Raw genomic sequence first — 17,218 nt, 5'->3', positions numbered from 1 at the left:
CCAACGCGGCGTTAAGCCGAACGAAAGCTTGGGAGAATTTCCCAAGTGTTGGCGAAGCGGATTTTTGCGGATGTGCGAGGGTCTGTCCGAGACCCCGTCGCAGCAAAATTCAGGCCGTGTGCCCGCCCAGATAGGCCAGCGCTTCGGCCTCGGAGATGACCTCGGCATATTTGGCCTGAAGGTCGAACAGGTTCGCCTCGTGCGGGGCCGGATGGCGGTCGGCACAGGCCTCGCGCACCACCAGCGGCACGAAGCCGTATTGCATCGCATCGAGCGCCGAGGCGCGCACGCAGCCGGAGGTCGAATAGCCGGTGATCAGCAGGGTATCGATCCCCTCGGCACGAAGCCCTTCTGCCAGCCGGGTGCCGAAGAAGGCGCTGGGATATTGCTTGGTGAACACGGCCTCGCCGGGTTGGGGGGTGAGCTCGGGCGGGAAGGCGCCCAGCGGCGAGCCCTCGATGAAGGCCGCGAGCGCAGGAACCTTGCGGTAGAACACCCCGCCGTCCGACCCGTCCGGTTTGTAGCTGACATTGGTGAACACCACCGGCACGCCCGCCGCCCGCGCGGCCACCGCGAGCCGGACATTGCTGTCACGCGCCGCGACAGCGGTCTCCATGAAAAGCGCCGAGCCCTCGGTCAGGTAGGCCATCACGACATCGACGATAAGCAGGGCAGGGCGGCTGCCGGGCTGGAGCCGCCCCTCATAGACCCCTGCGTAATTGTCCGATGCCGAAGGGCCTCCCATCAGATGATCCCGGCCTCAGCCAGCCGCGCAAGCTCCTCGGCACCCATCCCGAGCCTTTCGGCAAAGACCTCGGCATTGTCCTGCCCGGGCGCTGCGGGAGCAGGGCGGCGGATGGTGCTCGGGGTCTTCGAGAGCTTGGGGAAGGCGTTCTGCATCTTGATCTTGCCGCGCTTCTGGGTCTCGACCTCGATGATCGCCTCGCGCGCCTGAAAGTGCGGATCGGCGAGCATTTCGGGCGCGCGGTAGACGCGGCCTGCGGGGATCGAGTATTCGGTCATCAGCGCATCGACCTCGTCGACCGTCAGCGTGCTCGTCCATGCGTTGACCAGCGCGTCCAATTCGTCCTGATGGATCCCGCGCGCGATGTGGGTCGAATAGCGCTCGTCCTGCGCCAGTTCCGGGCGGCCCATCGCCTGGCAGAGCCGCGCGAAGATCGCGTCGCCATTGCCGCCGATCATGTAGCTGCCGTCCTTGCAGGTATAGACGTTCGACGGCGCGATGCCCTTCAGCACCGAGCCCGAGCGTTCGCGGATCACGCCGTTGCGGTCATATTCGGGCACGAGGCCTTCCATCACCTGCAACACCGCCTCGTAAAGCGCGGAATCGACCACCTGACCCTCGCCGGTCTTCGACCTGTGGTGGAGCGCGGCAAGCACGCCCATGCAGCCATAGGTCGCGCACAGGGTATCGCCGATCGAGATGCCCATGCGGCTCGGCGGCCGGTCGGGCTCGCCGACGATATAGCGCCATCCGCCCATCGCCTCGCCGATCCCGCCGAAGCCCGCGCGGTCGGAGTAAGGCCCGTCCTGCCCATAGCCCGACATGCGGGCGATGATGAGGCCGGGGTTGACCGCGTGGAGTTCCGCCGGAGAAAGGCCCCAGCGTTCCAGCGTGCCGGGCTTGAAGTTCTCGATCAGCACATCGGCCTCGGCGATCAGCCGCTTCGCCAGCGCCTGACCCTCGGGCACGCGCAGGTTGCAGGTGACCGAACGCTTGTTGCGCGCGATCACTTCCCATTGGACCTTCTCGTCGCCCTGGCCCCAATTGCGCATCGGATCGCCCGCACCCGGCGGCTCGATCTTGACGACATCGGCGCCCATGTCGCCGAGCAGCTGGCCGCAGAAGGGGCCGGCGAGCAGCTGGCCCATTTCGACGACCTTGATCCCTTCCAGAGCGCCGCTCATTCCGCTGCCTCCCGCAAGGTGCTCCACACTGGTTGGACGGGGGCAGGGAGGCCCGTTTCGGCCTCGCAATTCGCCCGCAGCGCAGCGATGCCGGGGCCGTAGTCGAACAGCGGCAGTTCGCCGCGCGCCGCTTCGATTTCGGCGCGCAGGGCTTCGGTGGCGGCGGAGTCGATCACACCTTCGCCATCCGCGACCACGCCATAGGCGCGCGCGCCTTCAGGCGTCACAAGTCCCTGCCGGATTTCGAGGCCGACCAGTTCCGGGTCGCGCGCCAGCGGATCGCCCCAGCCGCCGCCGCCCCAAGTGATGAAGTGGAGGAGGTCGCCCGCCTTCACCGCCACGCTCTCGACCTTGTTGCCGACGATTTCCTGCGAGCCGTCCGCGCGTTCCAGCACCTTCCTCGCCCGCGCCCCCGGATGCCCGCCATTGACGCCCCAAGGCGGCACGAACCAGCGGTCATCGTGGATCGCGATCTCGCCATCGGCGAGGAAACGGTAGGTCATGTGGATGCCGTTGCCGCCGCGATGCAGGCCCGCCCCGCCGCTGTCGGGAGCGGTGGAATAGCGCTCGATCCGCAGGGGGAAGTAGCGTTCGAGGAACTCGTTGGGGACATTGGTGAAGCCCGGCCACAGCGAGTGCCCGTCCGGCCCGTCGCCCAGCGGCCGCCCGGGGATGCCGCCGAAGCCGATCTGGAACAGCTGGAACCAGTCGCGGCTGCCATCCTCGCGCGCGTCCCAGCCCGAATAGAACAGGTGCGGCGAGGAGGAGAACCCGGCAGCGTTGAGGAATTCCGGCGTCTTCTGCCCGAGCAGCCCGCCGAGGATATCGAAGATCCGGCCCAGCGCGTGGGTGCGGCCCGAAAGCGCGGCGGGGAAGTGCGGCTTCAGGAGCGAGCCGGAAGGAATGCGCACCTCGATCAGATCGTAGAACCCGTCATTGAACAGGATCTGCGGATCGAAGACCATGATCATGTAGATGCCGAAGAACATCTTGAACATGTTTTCATTGAGGAAAAAGTTGATCGAGGCGGCCGATTGCGGATCGGTGCCCTCGAAATCGAGGATCACCTTGTCCCCATCACGCCACATGGTGCAGCGGATCTTGTAGGGGCCGTAGCCCTTGCCGTCGTCGCAGATGTAATCCTCGAAACTCACCGGCTCCTCGGCCACGGCCATCGCCAGCAGCGCCTTCATCGCGCGGTGGTTGCGGGCGAGCAGTTCCTGCGTGGCGGAGACGTAAACGTCATCACCGAAGCGGTCGGCCATCTCGATCACGCGGCGCGCGGCGACACGGCACGAGGCGATCAGCGCGTTGAGGTCGGCCTGACACCAGTCGGGCTTGCGGGTTTGGTGCATCACCAGCTTCATGAGGTCTTCGTTGTATTCGCCCTTCTTCCAGATCTTCACCGGCGGGATGCGCACGCCTTCCTCGAAGATCGAGGACGCGCCGATGGGCATCGAGCCGGGGACGCTTCCGCCGATGTCGCTCTGGTGTCCGAACATCGCGGTATAGGCGAGCAGCCGCCCGTCCTTGAACACGGGGAGCAGCACCAGCCAGTCGTTCGAGTGGCTGACCGCCCCGCCGCAGGAATAGGGATCGGAGAGGAAGATCATGTCTCCCTCCTCGATCGTGCCGTCATACTGCTTCAGAAAGCCGTCGATGAAGCTGCCGAACTGGCCGACGATCATCTTGCCCGCGGGGTCGGAGATCAGCGGGAAGGCGTCGCCCTGTTCGCGGATGCCGGGGCTCATGGCGGTGCGCACGAGGGTCGCGTCCATCTCGATGCGGGCGTTCCTGAGCGCGTTCTCGATGATGTCGAGCGTCACCGGGTCGATGGCGACCTTGGCAAAGGGGGTGGTGTTGGGTTCGATGATGCGTGCGGGCATGGGTTTAGCCCTCCGTCTTCAAGGTGATGAGGATGTTGCCGACCGCGTCAACGGCGGCGCGGCAATCGTGTTCGACCAGCGTGGTCGAATCCATTTCGGTGATGATCGCCGGGCCTTCGATCACGTCGCCTTGCCGCAGCTTCGCGCGGTCATAGATCACCGCAGGCCGCTCCTCGCCGCCGATCCACATCACGTGGTCGCGAATCTTGGCGGCTTGCGGATCGCCGTCGCCCTTGGGCAGTTCGGCGGCGGGGAGGGCGGGGGCCTGCCCCTGCGCGACCGCGCGCAGGTTCACGATCTCGTGGGGGGTGTCCATATTGAAGGTGAAGAGCCGCAGATGCTCCTCGTCGAAGCGGGCGAGGATGCCTTCGATCCCGTCCTTTTCGAGAATGTCCTGCGTGATCGTCAGCGGCACTTCAAAGGCCTGTCCCGCATAGCGCACGTCGATTTCGAACAGCGAGGTGATCTGCTCTTCGGGGATGCCGTCGGCGACCAGCTCGCCGCGGGTCTGCTCGGCCATGTTGTCGAGCACCTCGACCAGCTCGGCGATGGAGGTGTCGCGCGCCAGCTTGGAGAAGCTGCGCGCGGTCTCGGTGCGCATGCGAGTGGTCGCGTCGCCCAATGCGCAGAGCACGCCGGGGGAGACAGGCGAGATCGCGGGCCAGCTGCCCATCAGGCGCGCCACGGCATTCACGTGGAGCGGCCCGGCCCCGCCAAAGCCCATCAGCGCGAATTCGCGCGGGTCATAGCCCTGCTGGACGCTGATCATGCGCAGCGCGCCGAACATGTTCTCGTTGACGATGTCGATGATCCCGCGCGCCGCCTCCATCAGCGTCACGCCGAGCGCATCGGCGATGGTCTGCACCGCCGCCTTGGCGCCCTCGCGGTCAAGCTTGAAGCTGCCGCCGAGGAGGTCTTCGGGGAGGTAGCCGAGCACCACATTGGCGTCGGTCACGGTCGGGAGCGTGCCGCCCTTGTTGTAGGCGACCGGGCCGGGCACCGCGCCCGCGCTCTCCGGTCCGACGCGCAGCGCGCCGGTCAGCTGCGGCACGTGCGCGATCGAGCCGCCCCCTGCGCCCACGGTCTTAACGTCGAGCGCCGAAGCGCGGACCGAGAGGTGGCCGACTTCGGTGGTGCGCTGGCGGCGCGGTTCGAGGCCCTGGATCAGCGCGACGTCGGTCGAAGTGCCGCCGACATCCAGCGTCAGGATGTTCTCGAAGCCCGCGTTCTTCGCCACCCACAGCGCGCCGGTCACCCCGCCGGCGGGGCCGGACATGAGGATGTTGACGGGATGCTCCTCAGCCTTCTGGCTCGACATGAGGCCCCCGTCCGAACGCAGCAGCGAGAGGCGACCCTTCAGCCCCTCGGCCTCCAGCTTGGTGCGCAGGTTGGAGACATATTTCGACACCACCGGGCGCACTGCCGCGTTGGCGACGGTCGAAAGCGTGCGCTCGTATTCCTGCATCTCGGGCAGGACTTCGTGGGAGAGCGAGACGGGGATGCCCGGCAGTTCCTCCGCCGCGATTTCCCCGATCCGCGCCTCGTGCGCCCCGTTCAGATAGGCGTTCATGAGGCTGACGGTCAGCGCCTCGATCCCGTCACCCTTGAGCTTGCGCAGCGCCGCGCGCACCGCGTCTTCATCGAGCGGGGCGACCTCGCGGCCCTGGGCGTCCATGCGCCCCGGCACTTCCACGATGTGTTCGAGCCGGGCGAGGGGCTGCGGCTTGGGCCACACGATCCACGCGGCAAGCCCGCCGGGCACGAAGCTGCGCGCGATCTGCATGATGTCGCGATAACCCTGCGTGGTGACGAGGCCGACCTTCGCGCCCTTGCCCTCGAGCACGGCATTGGTCGCCACGGTCGTGCCGTGGAGGAAATAGCTGATTTCCGCCGCCGTGATCCCGGCGGTGGCCATGATCGCCTTCACCCCGTTGAGGATGCCTTCCGAGCTGTCGTGCGGGGTCGAGGGGGTCTTGTGCCGCCAGAAGGCGCCGCTCGCCTCGTCGAACAGCAGGAGGTCGGTGAAAGTCCCGCCCACATCGACGCCCAACCTGTAAGTCATGCCCTGTCCTTCTTATGCTGCACGCGCGACCGCCGAGGGGAGTTCCCGCCCCAGCACTTGCGCAAACCACTTGTTGGCGGCGATTGCCGCGTCGAGATCGATGCCGCTGTCCACCCCGGAACGCGCCATCATGTAGATGAGGTCCTCGGTCGCGATGTTGCCCGTTGCGCGCGGCGCGAAGGGGCAACCACCCAATCCGCCGAGCGACGCGTCGAACACCCGCACGCCCGCCTTGTAGGCTTCCCACGCATTGGCGATGCCTGTGCCCCGGGTGTTGTGGAAATGCGCGCGCATCGGGATCTTGCCGCCAAGCAATTCGCCCAGCTTGCCGAACAATTCCCCCGCTTCCCACGGCGTGCCGACGCCGATGGTATCGGCCAGCGCGATCTCTTCCGGGTTCTCTTCGGCAATGGCTTCGGCGATCTTGAGCACGGTATCGTGCTTCACCTCGCCTTCGAACGGGCAGCCGAAAGCGGCGCTGATGGTGACCTGGGCGCGGATGCCCTCGGCGTGCGCGAAGCGGAGCATTTCGCGGGTCTCGGCGATGCCCTGCTCGATGGTCTGGCCCTGATTTTTCTGCCCGAAGGTGTCGCTGGCGACGACCACGCAGCCGACCTGATCGACACCGCGCGCGCCGCCCTCGCGCGTCGCGAGCGCGCGCAGCACGCCGCGCTTGTTGAGGACGAGGCCCACGTAAGTGCAGTCGGCGCGGTCCGGCAGGCCCACGATCACCGCCTCGGCGTCGGCCATCTGCGGCACGCGGGCGGGGTGGACGAAGCTCGCCACCTCCAGCCGGCGCGCGCCATAGCCGATCATGCGGGTGATGAGGTCGAGCTTCACCTCGGTCGAAATGATGTCGGGCTCGTTCTGCAAACCGTCGCGCGGGCCCACTTCGACCAGTTCGATTGTGCCGGATGACATCGTGAATCGCCTGTAGCTGCTGCGGGGGCTTCGCGGTCTGAATTACCCGCTTTGTATACAATTGCAATCATGCATGGGCCGCATGAGATTGCAGGAACCGCAATGGCGCGGCGGCGTTGTTACGGCTCCGCGCCATCCCGATCATTGGCCGCGCCCTCGGTTTTGGGGCCGACCGCGCGGGCGAAGGTGTGGAAGGCGCGGCGCAGGTGGCTGCCCATCACCGCGCGCGCCCAGTCGGCATCGCGCGCGGCGAAGGCGGCGACCAGCTCGTCATGATCGCGCGCGGACTGGCGCAGGTCATCCTGCGAATAGGTGCGCGCCGTGCGCAGCACCACGGGCGCCTCAACCAGCCGCGCGAGCAGCTGCCGCAGCCGCGGCGAGTGCGCCGCATCGATGATCGCCTCGTGGAAGGCGCGGTTGGCCTCGAGGAAGCGCGCGACATCGGGCGGGGACTGCTCGACCGCGGCGGTGAGTTCGCGGTTCAGGGCCTCGAGCGCGGCGATCTGCTCGCGCGAGAGGCGCTTGGCCGCGCGCTCGGCGGCGTGGCACTCGAGCATCTGGCGCAGCACGAACATCTCCTCGATGTCGTCTCTGCTCCAGTCGGCGACAAACAGCCGGTTGGTGTCCGAGCGCACCAGCAGCAATTCGTCCTCGAGCCGCCGCACCGCCTCGCGCACAGGGGTACGGCTGACCCCGGTGATCTGCGCGAGCTGGTCTTCGGTGAGCTGATCGCCGGCCGCCACCGACCCGCCCAGCACATGCGCGCGGATCGCCGCATAGGCGCGTTCCGAGGCGCGGCTCATGGCTGTCCGGACTGAATGGGCGGGAGGAAAGTGCGCGCTGTCATAGGCTTTCCTTGTGCGGCCTGCCGGCGGGTGCGGCAAGCCTGTGCGGTGACAAAAACACACCTCGGCGGTGATCTCGTCACAATTTCGCAAAATGCTTGACGAGCGCGTTTTGTATACAATACCCACACGGCGAGTGGCAACTGGGGAGTGCCCGTGAAGCGCATCAAGGTCATCGTGCCGATTGCAATGGACGAAGCGGGCGTCGCCAACCGCGCGCAGCAGCTTCCGGCCGATTTCGTGCGTCCGGGCTTCGCGCCCACCTTCGAGGCAGTGCGCTGGGGCGCCGCGCTGGGCGATTCCTACCACGACACCTTGCTGATGGACTGGACGGTCTTCCAGGCGGGCGTGACCGCGGAGGAAGAGGGCTTTGCGGGCGTGCTGATCGATACCGTCAGCGACTCCGGCCTGCGCCCCTTGCGCTCGGCGCTCTCCATCCCCGTCGTCGGCCCGGGCGAGGCGAGCTTTGCGGCAGCGCAGATGCTGGGCAAGAAGTTCACGGTTCTCACCATGTGGCCGCAGTGGTTCCCGCTCTACGAGAAGGTGCTGACCGATCATGGCTGGCACCACCGCTGCGCCAGCGTGCGCTCGATCGACACCCGGCCCGACGTCACCGAACTGCTCGAGGGCAAGGAGGAGGTCGTCTTCGCCAAGCTGAAGGCTGAGGCGATGAAGGCGATCGAACAGGACGGGGCTGACGTGATCGTGCTCGGCTCGACCACCATGCACCAGTCGGCCGCCTATCTCCAATCCGAGTTGCCGGTGCCGGTGCTGAATCCCGGGCAGGTCGCCTACAAGCAGTTGGAAACGCTGATCGAACTGGGCCTCACCCACTCGAAGAAAGCCTTCCCCGCACCCGAAGTGCCCAAGCACGCCGATATCCGAAAGGGCTGGTACTGATGAGCGAGTGGACTGAAGGCGGGCCCGGCCAGAGCCCGCTGCCCTATCCCTTCTATATCGATATCGTCACCAAGCGTTACTTCGACGGGGTCGACAACAAGGTGATGGATCAGGTCCTCGACTGCTTCACGCCCGATGCGGTGCTGACCGAAGTCACCAGCAACACCGTCCACCAGGGCCGCGAGGCGATCCGGGCGATGTTCGTCAAGCTCTTCGCCGATTTCGAGAGCATCTGGCACGGCAACTTCGTCCACACCGCCGATCCGGAAACCAACGCGGTCTGCTCGCAGTTCACCGTGCTGATCACGCCCAACGGGGGCGAGGAGCTGCGGTATGAAAACTGCAACCGCTTCTACCTCAAGGACCGGTTGTTCCACCGGGTCTATGTCTACATGTCGGGTGACAACCTGCTGAAGGAAGGGGACGCCTGATGCAGTACGAACCCACCCTGAGTCGCGCCGACCTCATCGATTTCGCGCTCAACAAGTATTTCGCCCGCGTCGACGCCAAGGACCTCGAGGCGACGCTCGATTGCTTCCACGATACCGCGCTGTTCTGCGTCCAGACCGCCTTCACGCGCCATTCGGGCAAGGCCGAAATCCGCCGCATGTTCGAGGATTTCTTCGCCGCCTACAAAACCATCATCCACCGCGATTTCACTTGCACCGTGGACGAGGCGAACGGGCGCATCACCGCCTGCTTCACCGCCGAGCTCCACGATCACGAGGGCGGCGTGACGCTGCTCTACAACACCAATTTCTGGCGTTTCCGCCCCGGAGCGGACGGCCCGAAGTTCCAGGAAGTCTACGTCTACATGAGCGGGGCCAATCCGCTCGTCTGATCCCTGCCTCTTTCCTCTCGATCCCTCTCAGGAGAGCCGCCTTATGAATATTCGTCTCGTTCTTGCCTCCGGCGCGGCTCTTGGCGCCATTGCCCTGTCCGCGCCCGCCATCGCGCAAGAGGCCCCCGACGCCGCGCCTGCGGCCGAAGAGGAGGGCGCGATCATCGTCACCGCGCGCCGCCAGTCGGAAACGCTCGCCGACGTGCCCGCATCGGTCACCGTGCTCACCGCCGAGACGCTTGCCAAATCGGGCGTGCAGCGCGCGGATGACTTCGTCCAGCTGACCCCGGGTGTCACCATCGTCACCGGCACGGCCGAAGCGGGCGATACCCAGATCAACATCCGCGGCATCAACGGCGCGCGCGACGCGGAAAGCTCGGTCGCGCTGGTGGTCGACGGGATCCTCAAGACCAACACCGCGCAGCTGAACCAGAACCAGGGCACGCTGCGGCAGGTCGAAATCCTGAAAGGCCCGCAGGGCGCGCTCTATGGCCGCAACGCGGCCGCGGGCGCGATCGTGCTCCAGACGCTGAAGCCCGGCGACACGCTGGAGGGCGGGGTGCTGGTGCGCGCGGCGCAGGACAACACCTATCTCGCCAACGGCTTTATCTCGACCCCGGTGGGTGACAGCGCAGGGCTGGTGCTGTCGGCCAACTACTCCACCACCGACGGCTTCTTCCGCAACCGCTTCCTCGGCAATTCGAAGACCATCGACGACCAGACTGTGTGGGGCGTCGACGGGCGCTTCGTCGCCCAAGTCGGCCCCGATACCGAGATCGACGTGAAGGCGCGCTATGCCGACCTCACCGGCGCCTCGATCAACTTCAACGCGGCCTTCCACCTGCCCAACTTCGCGGGCGTCGATCCGGCCTTCTTCGAGGATGTGAACCAGCATCCCTTCGGCTTCTATTCGAACATCCGTCCGACCAACGACCAGACCACCGTCGAGATCTCGGGCAAGGTCGAGCACAAGTTCGAGAGCGCAACGCTGACCGCATGGGTGCTCTACAGCGATGTCGAGCAGTCGCTCACCGCCGACGGCACCTCGGCCGACTTCGCGCGCTTCACCTTCCCGGGCGCGACCCCGGCCTCGGTCGCGGCGGCCAATGCCTGCGCGGCTTCGACCACCGCGCTCGCCGGCTTCCCGCTCAACGCGCCGACCTTCATCGGCACCAGCCCGGTCCCCTTCATCTTCAACCCCGCCAGCGGATCGACCTTCGGGCCCTATAGCCCGACGACCTGCGACGGCACCCAGTTCCAGATCCGCAACCAGAAGGACATCAGCGGTGAAATCCGCCTCGCCTCCAACGGCGACGGGCCGTGGGGCTGGCAGGTGGGCGCCTATTACCTCCACATCGACCGCGAGGTGGGGGTGAGCCTCGGCGCGGATCTCGGGCAGGGGGTCATCCGCCGGCTCTACAATGCGCCGGGCACCAGCAACCCGACGACGCAGCTCTACAATGATGCCTTCAAGACCGATGTCTACGCAGCCTTCGCCTCGGTCGAAGGGGATATCACCGATCGCCTCAACGTGACCGTCGCCGGACGCTACGATATCGAGGATCGCCGGGTCGCGAGCCTCGTGCCGGCGGTGCGCGATCCCTTCACCGGCGGGCCGATCAACCCGGGCCAGGCGGTGGTGGGTGGCGTCGTCCAGCCGATCGGGCCGCAGTCGGAAACGTTCCGCCAGTTCCAGCCCAAGATCTCGCTGCGCTACGAACTGACGCCCGATATCAACCTCTACGGCAACTGGGGCATCGGCTTCAAATCGGGCGGCTTCAACAACCAGGGTGCCGCCGCGATCGTCGACCAGGCGTTCAACCAGTTCATCGGCACCAACGTCCAGATCGACGACCAGTACCGCAAGGAAAAGTCGAGCGCTTTCGAGGCGGGGATCAAGGGCAGTGCGCTGGACGGCGTGGTCACCTTCGACCTTGCGGGCTACTACACCACGATCGACGACATGCAGTTCTTCGAGTTCTTCGTCGGCGGCTTCGGCCTCCTGCGCGTGGTCTCGAACATCGACGAGGTCGAGGTCTACGGGGCCGAGCTCAACCTGACGGTCGAGCCGATCAAGGGCTGGACGATCTACGGTTCGGGCAACGTCACCGAGAGCGAGATCAAGGCCAATGCCTCGCGTCCGGTGACCGTGGGCAACAAGTCGCCCTACACCGCCGATTACACGATCAACCTCGGCACGCAGGTCGATCTGCCGGTGACGGACAGCATCGATTTCGTCACCCGTGCCGATTACCGCATCACCGGGCCGACCTGGTTCCACACTCTGCAGGACGACACCAACCCGACGCTGTTCAGCGGGCTGCTGCCCGGCTCGGCGCTGGGCCTGCCGGCCTTCGTGGGCGATGCCGACTACTCGGTCTCGCAGCGTGATACCTTCGGGGTGATGGACCTGCGTATCGGGGTCGAGGGGCAGAACTGGTCGGTCACCGCCTATGCCGAGAACCTGTTCAACGAGAAGTATCTGAACGAGGTCATCACCGCGGTCGAATTCGGCGGCTCGTTCATCTCGCTGGGTGGACGCCAGCGCTTCGGGGTGGAGCTGGGTTACAAGTTCTGATCTTCGGGCCCTTCGGGTCAACGACACGAAGACAGAAGACGGGAAAGCGCGCGGGGTTCTGCGACCCGCCCCGCGCGCTTTCTTATATCATTCGGCCGCAGGCGGGCTCCACCACGAGAGCGTCTGGTTGTCATGCGCCGAGGTCCACACGCCCTTCGGCGTCCAGCGCAGCGCGCCGCTGCCGACGCTCGGCCCCATGCGGGCGCGGATCTTGAGCGTCTCGGCGTCGATCACCACCATCGTCTGATCCTCGGTGGTGCGCAGCCACACCGCGCCTGCGCCGGTGTCGATATCGCCCCACTTGAGCTTTGGCGCGATCTTGGTGCGGCCAAGCACTTCGAGTTTCGCCGGATCGACCTTGGCGACCGTGCCGTCGCCCTGCTCCTGTACCCACACCGCGCCTTCGCCTGCCGCGAGGAAGCCCGGGGTGTTGCCCATCGTGACCTTGCCGGTGACGGTGTTGGTGGCCGGATCGATCCGCTCGAGCGAAGACCCCTCGCTGCTGACCGCCCACACCGCGTCGAAGCCGAAGGCGAGATACCAGGTCTCCGCCGTCACCGGGATCGTCGCGATCACTTTGTTGGTCGCCGGGTCGATCCGCGCGACCTTGCCCGCGGGGTCCGAAGGCACCCACACCGATCCCGCGCCCGACACGACATTGGTCTCGCCCTTGGGATTGCCGAGGCCAGTCGCGATCTTCGCCTCGACCTGCGCGGTGGCGAGGTTGATGCGGTAGACATCGCCGTCCTTGCAATTGGCGACCCACAGCGATCCCGCCGCCGTGGTCATCGCACCGCAGGGGCGCGGCACGGGGGTGGAGGCGGCGAGGCCCGCAGGCGTCCACTTCTCGACCCGCCCGTCATTGGTGACCCACACCGCATCCCCGTCGATCGCCATGAAGTCGGCAAACCCGGGCACCTTCATCGCGTTCTCGGCGAGATCCGGCACGGGCCCGACCGCATCGTTGGGCGGCGGGCCGTCGTCGGCGCAGGCTGCGGTGGCAAGGCTCGCGGCGAGCAGGGCGGCGAGCGGGCGGGCGGCGTCTTTTGTCATGACTGATCGGCCTCCATGCGAGGGCAGGGGAGGGAGAGGAGCGCGCCCGTCAGGAGGGCACAATTCCTGCCATCGTGGAACCAATCTCACCCATATTACGTTTCCAATCAATCGTAATAATTCATGGTGGACAAACGCCCCAAACGCGCGGATGTTCGCAGGCGCAACATAGGGGACGAATCATGCTCCACCACCTCTCCCGGGCAGCCCGCTTCCTCCTCCTCGGCCTCGCCGCGCTGCTGGTGACAGCATGTTCCGGCGGGGAGGAAGAGGCCGCCGCGCCCAAGACCGAATTCAACATCGGCTGGTCGATCTACGCCGGATGGATGCCCTGGCCCTATGCCGAACAGGCCGGGATCGTGAAGAAGTGGGGCGACAAGTACGGCATCACGATCAAGTTCGTGCAGGTGAACGACTATATCGAGAGCGTGAACCAGTACACCGCCGGCAAACTCGACGGGGTGACGGTCGCCAACATGGACGCGCTCACCATTCCGGCCGCGGGCGGCAAGGATACCAGCGCGATCATCCTCGGCGACTACTCCAACGGCAATGATGCGGTGCTCCTGAAGGGCGCGGACAATGTCGCGGGCATCAAGGGCCGGCAGGTCTACCTCGCCGAGCTGTCGGTCTCGCACTACCTGCTCGCCCGCGCGCTCGAGACAAGCGGCATGAAGCTGACCGACGTGAAGACGGTCAACACCTCCGACGCCGACATTGCCGCCGCCTTTGCCTCGCCCGAGGTCAACGCGGCCGTGGCGTGGAACCCGCAGGTCACCACCATGAAGGGCGTCGCGGGCACCAAGGCGGTGTTCACCTCGGCCGATATTCCGGGCGAGATCCTCGACCTGATGGTGGTCGATACCGCCACGCTCAAGGCCAACCCCAACCTCGGCAAGGCGCTGGCGGGGATCTGGTTCGAGACCATGGCGCTGATGGCAAAGCAGGACGCCGAAGGCGCCGCCGCGCGCGCCGCGATGGCGAAGCTCGCGGGCACCACTCCGGAAGCCTTCGAGGGCCAGCTTTCGACCACCTTCCTCTATACCGATCCCAAGGCGGCGCTCGCGGCGATGCAATCGGGTGACCTCCTCACCACCATGACCCGCGTGCGCGATTTCAGCTTCGCGCAAGGGCTGTTCGGGCAGGGCGCGGCCTCGGCCGACGCGGTCGGGATGGAATTCCCGGGCGGCAAGACCTTGGGCGACACATCGCGGATCACCTTGCGGTTCGATCCGACCTATATGCAGATGGCCGCGGACGGAAAGCTCTAGCCCCATGCGCTGGGTAACGGCACAGCCGACCCGCCGGGGCGCGCTGCTGCTCGGTGCCGCGCCGCTGCTGGTGCTGGCGCTGGGCTATGTTGTCGCCGCCGCCGCGCGCCATGCCGACAACCCCGCCGACAAGATCCTGCCGCTGCCCGGCGCGATGGCGGCGGCGATGGCGGGGCTGCTGTTCGAGCCCGACCAGCTCTCGGGCCAATACCTGTTCTGGGCCGATACCGTCGCGAGCCTGTGGCGGCTAGGCGCAGGGCTGGGGATCGCGACTCTCTCCGCGCTGCTGGTCGGCCTTGCCCTCGGCGCTCTGCCGCCGGTCCGCAGCACGCTCGGCCCGTTGGTTACCGGCATCGCGGTGATCCCGCCGATCGCGCTCCTCCCCATCCTCTTCATCGTCTTCGGCCTCGGGGAGACCGCCAAGGTGGCGCTGATCGTCATCGGCGTCGCGCCCTTCATGATGCGCGATGTGGCCGGGCATATCGGCGCTTTGCCGCGCGAGCAGGTGGTCAAGGCGCTCACGCTCGGCGCCAATTCCTGGGGCGTGATCCTGCGCGTCGCGCTGCCTCAGGCGCTGCCCCGCCTGTTCGAGGCTCTGCGCCTCTCACTCGGCCCGGCATGGGTGTTCCTGATCTCGGCCGAGGCGATCGCCGCCGATGTCGGCCTCGGCTACCGCATCTTCCTCGTGCGCCGCTATCTCGCGATGGACGTGATCATCCCCTATGTCGCATGGATCGCATTGCTCGCGGTGCTGATGGACCTCGCGCTCACCTTCGGCAGCCGCCGCCTGTTCGGCTGGGCCTATCTGGGGGCGCGCTGAACCATGCTGAGCCTGAAAAACCTCTGGGTCGAGTATGGCGAGAAGGTGGTGCTCGAACGCATCTCGCTCGAGATTGCCGAGAAGAGCTTCGTCTCGATCATCGGGCCATCGGGGGCGGGCAAGAGCAGCCTCTTGCGCGTGATCCTCGGGCAGGAAAAGCCGACGCGCGGGAGCATCTCCTTGGACGGCGCGCCACTTCCCACCGAATGTGGGCCGGACCGCGGAGTGGTGTTCCAGCGCTACTCGGTGTTCCCGCATCTGACGGTGCTGGGCAATGTGTTGCTGGGCGTGGAATTCGCCGCCTCGCCCTTCACCGCGCGCCTGTTCGGCAGCGCGCGCCGGGCGGCGGTGGCCGAGGCCGAGGCGATGCTCGAGCAGGTGGGCCTTGCCGACAGCCGCCATCTCTACCCCGCGCAGATGTCGGGCGGGATGCAGCAGCGCCTCGCCATCGCGCAGGCCCTCATCAAGCGGCCCCGCATCCTGCTCTTGGACGAGCCCTTCGGCGCGCTCGATCCCGGTATCCGGGGCGACATGCACGGGCTCATCACCCGGCTGTGGCGCGAGCACGGGCTCACCATCATCATGGTCACCCATGACATCAAGGAGGCCTTCGGGCTGGGCACGCGGGTGCTCACCCTGGACAAGCGCCGCCACGATCCGCACGCGCCGCAGCGCTACGGGGCGGGGGTGGTCTACGACCTCGAACTGACCCGCAAAGTTCAGCAAGTACATGCGGAGCCGGGGATGGCGGAGATTGAACAAACCTCCGGTATTACGATTGACACGATAGGTAATAATTGAGATGCCGGTCACATGAGCTCCCCCGAACCCACTGGTCTTGCCCGCCTCTCCATGAGCCTGCCGGCGAACCTGTTCCGCCAGCTCGACATGATGGTGGAAGAGCGCGGGCTCCCGTCTCGCTCGCAGCTGATCGCCGAACTGATCCGCCACGCGCTCGCCGAGCACGAGGCGCTGACGCGGCCGGACGAGACGCTCGCGGGCACGGTGACTATCGTCTACCAGGGCGGGGGCGGGCGGGTGCGCCAGCAACTGGCGGAAACGCAGACCGCCTACCTCAAGGAAGTGATCTCCTCGCAGCATGTCTTCCTCGAGGAAGACCAGTCGCTCGAGGTGCTGCTGGTGCAGGGCCCGGCGGTGCGGCTGAAGCAGCTGTGCGATGCGCTGCGGGCGATCCGGGGCGTCCAGCAATTGCAGCTGGTGACCACCACCGCGCTGCTCCCGCCGCTGCACGAACAGGACGCGCTTCCCACGAAGGAGGCCGCCGAATGAGCGGAACCGCCGATCCCAAGGCCGCTCGCGAACACGCCCGCGCGCAAGGCGGCACGCGGGTCGAGACCATGCCGATCCTCCCCCCGGTCGCCAGCGACTTGCCTGACGGCATCGCCGCCGCCGACCTCGTGTGGGAAGAGACCGTCGCCCCCGGCGGCTATACTTCGCGCAGGCTCGCGCGCGGCACGCGGCTGCGGCTGATCGACAAAGCGGGAGATGCCTGCGCGTCGCTCAACATCTTCAACGCCGAAATGCCGACCGAGCGGCTGAACGTCGCCGACACAGTCAAGGTCCAGTGGAACGCCTATCTGGGCGAGGGCAAGCTGCTGCTGTCGGACATGGGCCGGGTGCTGATGAGCATCCTCGCGGACGGCGCGGGGACGCATGACACCTTTTGCGGCGTCTCAAATGCGGGTGGTAACCTTCGGAAATACGGGGAAGGCCGTAATTCGGGCGCCTATCCCAACGGGCGTGACCGGCTGATCCTCGGCGCGGCGAAGCACGGCCTCACCCGCCGCGATGTCCACCCGGCGGTGAACCTGTTCAAGGGCACGCGGATCGAGGCTGACGGCGGCATCACGCCGCTGGTCGGGCCCTTCGAGCCGGGCCGCGAAGTGCTGCTGCGCGCCGAAATGGACGTGATCGTGGTGATCGCCAACTGCCCCCACGTCCTCGACCCGCGCCCCGAATATGCCTCGACCCCGCTACGCCTCACCGCGTGGCGCGGGCCCATCGCCACAGACGAAGACCCCGTGCGCAATGCCACGCCAGAAGGGCAGCGCGCCTTCCTCAACACCGAGGACTACTACCGCCGCTAACCTC

16 protein-coding genes are annotated in these 17,218 nt (G+C 66.6%); 9 read left to right on the top strand and 7 right to left on the bottom strand.

Annotation, left to right across the window (positions count from 1 at the left end; genetic code table 11):
• Positions 1-109: 109 nt before the first annotated feature.
• The 6 genes from PFX90_RS14095 to PFX90_RS14070 form a co-directional block, all read right to left on the bottom strand.
• Positions 110-745, bottom strand: coding sequence for an isochorismatase family protein (locus PFX90_RS14095; protein WP_285713207.1), 636 nt, complete (start codon positions 743-745; stop codon positions 110-112).
• Positions 745-1,929, bottom strand: coding sequence for a CaiB/BaiF CoA transferase family protein (locus tag PFX90_RS14090; protein ID WP_285713206.1), 1,185 nt, complete (start codon positions 1,927-1,929; stop codon positions 745-747). The genes PFX90_RS14095 and PFX90_RS14090 overlap by 1 nt, the downstream gene beginning before the upstream one ends.
• A complete protein-coding gene (locus PFX90_RS14085; protein WP_285713205.1) occupies positions 1,926-3,815 on the bottom strand; it encodes a hydantoinase B/oxoprolinase family protein in 1,890 nt (629 codons plus the stop codon). The genes PFX90_RS14090 and PFX90_RS14085 overlap by 4 nt, the downstream gene beginning before the upstream one ends.
• A 4-nt stretch (positions 3,816-3,819) precedes the next feature.
• Positions 3,820-5,877, bottom strand: a complete 2,058-nt coding sequence (locus tag PFX90_RS14080) for a hydantoinase/oxoprolinase family protein (RefSeq protein WP_285713204.1) — start codon at positions 5,875-5,877, stop codon at positions 3,820-3,822.
• 12 nt (positions 5,878-5,889) lie between these two features.
• A complete protein-coding gene (locus PFX90_RS14075) occupies positions 5,890-6,798 on the bottom strand; it encodes a hydroxymethylglutaryl-CoA lyase (RefSeq protein WP_285713202.1) in 909 nt (302 codons plus the stop codon).
• Between the two features lie 119 nt (positions 6,799-6,917).
• A complete protein-coding gene (locus PFX90_RS14070; protein WP_285713200.1) occupies positions 6,918-7,601 on the bottom strand; it encodes a GntR family transcriptional regulator in 684 nt (227 codons plus the stop codon).
• Positions 7,602-7,799: 198 nt separating this feature from the next.
• On the opposite strand from PFX90_RS14070, the gene PFX90_RS14065 reads away from it, so the two are divergent.
• The 4 genes from PFX90_RS14065 to PFX90_RS14050 are packed head-to-tail and all read left to right on the top strand — an operon-like array spanning position 7,800 to position 11,962.
• Positions 7,800-8,543, top strand: a complete 744-nt coding sequence (locus PFX90_RS14065; protein WP_285713198.1) for an aspartate/glutamate racemase family protein — start codon at positions 7,800-7,802, stop codon at positions 8,541-8,543.
• Positions 8,543-8,974: a nuclear transport factor 2 family protein gene (locus PFX90_RS14060; protein WP_285713197.1), complete on the top strand. Its 432-nt coding sequence runs from the start codon at positions 8,543-8,545 to the stop codon at positions 8,972-8,974. The genes PFX90_RS14065 and PFX90_RS14060 overlap by 1 nt, the downstream gene beginning before the upstream one ends.
• Positions 8,974-9,384, top strand: a complete 411-nt coding sequence (locus PFX90_RS14055) for a nuclear transport factor 2 family protein (RefSeq protein ID WP_285713196.1) — start codon at positions 8,974-8,976, stop codon at positions 9,382-9,384. The genes PFX90_RS14060 and PFX90_RS14055 overlap by 1 nt, the downstream gene beginning before the upstream one ends.
• A gap of 43 nt (positions 9,385-9,427) precedes the next feature.
• Positions 9,428-11,962 carry a TonB-dependent receptor gene (locus tag PFX90_RS14050; RefSeq protein WP_285713195.1) on the top strand — a complete coding sequence of 845 codons (2,535 nt, stop codon included), beginning with the start codon at positions 9,428-9,430 and terminating at the stop codon, positions 11,960-11,962.
• A gap of 87 nt (positions 11,963-12,049) precedes the next feature.
• On the opposite strand, the gene PFX90_RS14045 is transcribed toward PFX90_RS14050, so the two are convergent.
• Complete coding sequence (locus tag PFX90_RS14045) at positions 12,050-13,015, bottom strand: Vgb family protein (protein WP_285713194.1); 966 nt, start codon at positions 13,013-13,015, stop codon at positions 12,050-12,052.
• A 182-nt stretch (positions 13,016-13,197) separates the two neighbouring features.
• Here PFX90_RS14045 and PFX90_RS14040 point away from each other — a divergent pair, with 182 nt between their 5' ends.
• The 5 genes from PFX90_RS14040 to PFX90_RS14020 are packed head-to-tail and all read left to right on the top strand — an operon-like array spanning position 13,198 to position 17,214.
• Positions 13,198-14,286: a putative urea ABC transporter substrate-binding protein gene (locus PFX90_RS14040; RefSeq protein WP_285713193.1), complete on the top strand. Its 1,089-nt coding sequence runs from the start codon at positions 13,198-13,200 to the stop codon at positions 14,284-14,286.
• A gap of 4 nt (positions 14,287-14,290) precedes the next feature.
• Positions 14,291-15,106 carry an ABC transporter permease gene (locus tag PFX90_RS14035; RefSeq protein WP_285713192.1) on the top strand — a complete coding sequence of 272 codons (816 nt, stop codon included), beginning with the start codon at positions 14,291-14,293 and terminating at the stop codon, positions 15,104-15,106.
• A gap of 3 nt (positions 15,107-15,109) precedes the next feature.
• Positions 15,110-15,907 (top strand): ABC transporter ATP-binding protein, encoded by a 798-nt coding sequence (locus tag PFX90_RS14030; RefSeq protein WP_285713191.1) that lies wholly within the window; start codon positions 15,110-15,112, stop codon positions 15,905-15,907.
• Positions 15,908-15,919: 12 nt separating this feature from the next.
• On the top strand, positions 15,920-16,396 hold the full coding sequence (locus PFX90_RS14025) for a CopG family ribbon-helix-helix protein (protein ID WP_285713190.1): 477 nt from the start codon (positions 15,920-15,922) through the stop codon (positions 16,394-16,396).
• Complete coding sequence (locus PFX90_RS14020) at positions 16,393-17,214, top strand: urea amidolyase associated protein UAAP1 (RefSeq protein WP_285713189.1); 822 nt, start codon at positions 16,393-16,395, stop codon at positions 17,212-17,214. The genes PFX90_RS14025 and PFX90_RS14020 overlap by 4 nt, the downstream gene beginning before the upstream one ends.
• The last annotated feature ends 4 nt before the right edge of the window (positions 17,215-17,218 follow it).

Origin of the sequence: Erythrobacter oryzae, assembly GCF_030271515.1 — a bacterium.
GTDB lineage: Bacteria > Pseudomonadota > Alphaproteobacteria > Sphingomonadales > Sphingomonadaceae > Erythrobacter > Erythrobacter oryzae.
Note: the sequence above shows the minus strand (reverse complement) of the source record. Positions and strands in the feature narration are given on the sequence as shown.

What these genes read in the sequence shown, in the direction of transcription:
- PFX90_RS14095 (WP_285713207.1), bottom strand. Translation starts at nt 745, where the DNA reads ATGGGAGGCCCTTCGGCATCGGACAATTACGCAGGGGTCTATGAGGGG.
- PFX90_RS14020 (WP_285713189.1), top strand. Translation starts at nt 16,393, where the DNA reads ATGAGCGGAACCGCCGATCCCAAGGCCGCTCGCGAACACGCCCGCGCG.
- PFX90_RS14080 (WP_285713204.1), bottom strand. Translation starts at nt 5,877, where the DNA reads ATGACTTACAGGTTGGGCGTCGATGTGGGCGGGACTTTCACCGACCTC.
- PFX90_RS14055 (WP_285713196.1), top strand. Translation starts at nt 8,974, where the DNA reads ATGCAGTACGAACCCACCCTGAGTCGCGCCGACCTCATCGATTTCGCG.
- PFX90_RS14040 (WP_285713193.1), top strand. Translation starts at nt 13,198, where the DNA reads ATGCTCCACCACCTCTCCCGGGCAGCCCGCTTCCTCCTCCTCGGCCTC.
- PFX90_RS14025 (WP_285713190.1), top strand. Translation starts at nt 15,920, where the DNA reads ATGAGCTCCCCCGAACCCACTGGTCTTGCCCGCCTCTCCATGAGCCTG.
- PFX90_RS14045 (WP_285713194.1), bottom strand. Translation starts at nt 13,015, where the DNA reads ATGACAAAAGACGCCGCCCGCCCGCTCGCCGCCCTGCTCGCCGCGAGC.
- PFX90_RS14060 (WP_285713197.1), top strand. Translation starts at nt 8,543, where the DNA reads ATGAGCGAGTGGACTGAAGGCGGGCCCGGCCAGAGCCCGCTGCCCTAT.
- PFX90_RS14050 (WP_285713195.1), top strand. Translation starts at nt 9,428, where the DNA reads ATGAATATTCGTCTCGTTCTTGCCTCCGGCGCGGCTCTTGGCGCCATT.
- PFX90_RS14030 (WP_285713191.1), top strand. Translation starts at nt 15,110, where the DNA reads ATGCTGAGCCTGAAAAACCTCTGGGTCGAGTATGGCGAGAAGGTGGTG.
- PFX90_RS14085 (WP_285713205.1), bottom strand. Translation starts at nt 3,815, where the DNA reads ATGCCCGCACGCATCATCGAACCCAACACCACCCCCTTTGCCAAGGTC.
- PFX90_RS14070 (WP_285713200.1), bottom strand. Translation starts at nt 7,601, where the DNA reads ATGAGCCGCGCCTCGGAACGCGCCTATGCGGCGATCCGCGCGCATGTG.
- PFX90_RS14075 (WP_285713202.1), bottom strand. Translation starts at nt 6,798, where the DNA reads ATGTCATCCGGCACAATCGAACTGGTCGAAGTGGGCCCGCGCGACGGT.
- PFX90_RS14035 (WP_285713192.1), top strand. Translation starts at nt 14,291, where the DNA reads ATGCGCTGGGTAACGGCACAGCCGACCCGCCGGGGCGCGCTGCTGCTC.
- PFX90_RS14090 (WP_285713206.1), bottom strand. Translation starts at nt 1,929, where the DNA reads ATGAGCGGCGCTCTGGAAGGGATCAAGGTCGTCGAAATGGGCCAGCTG.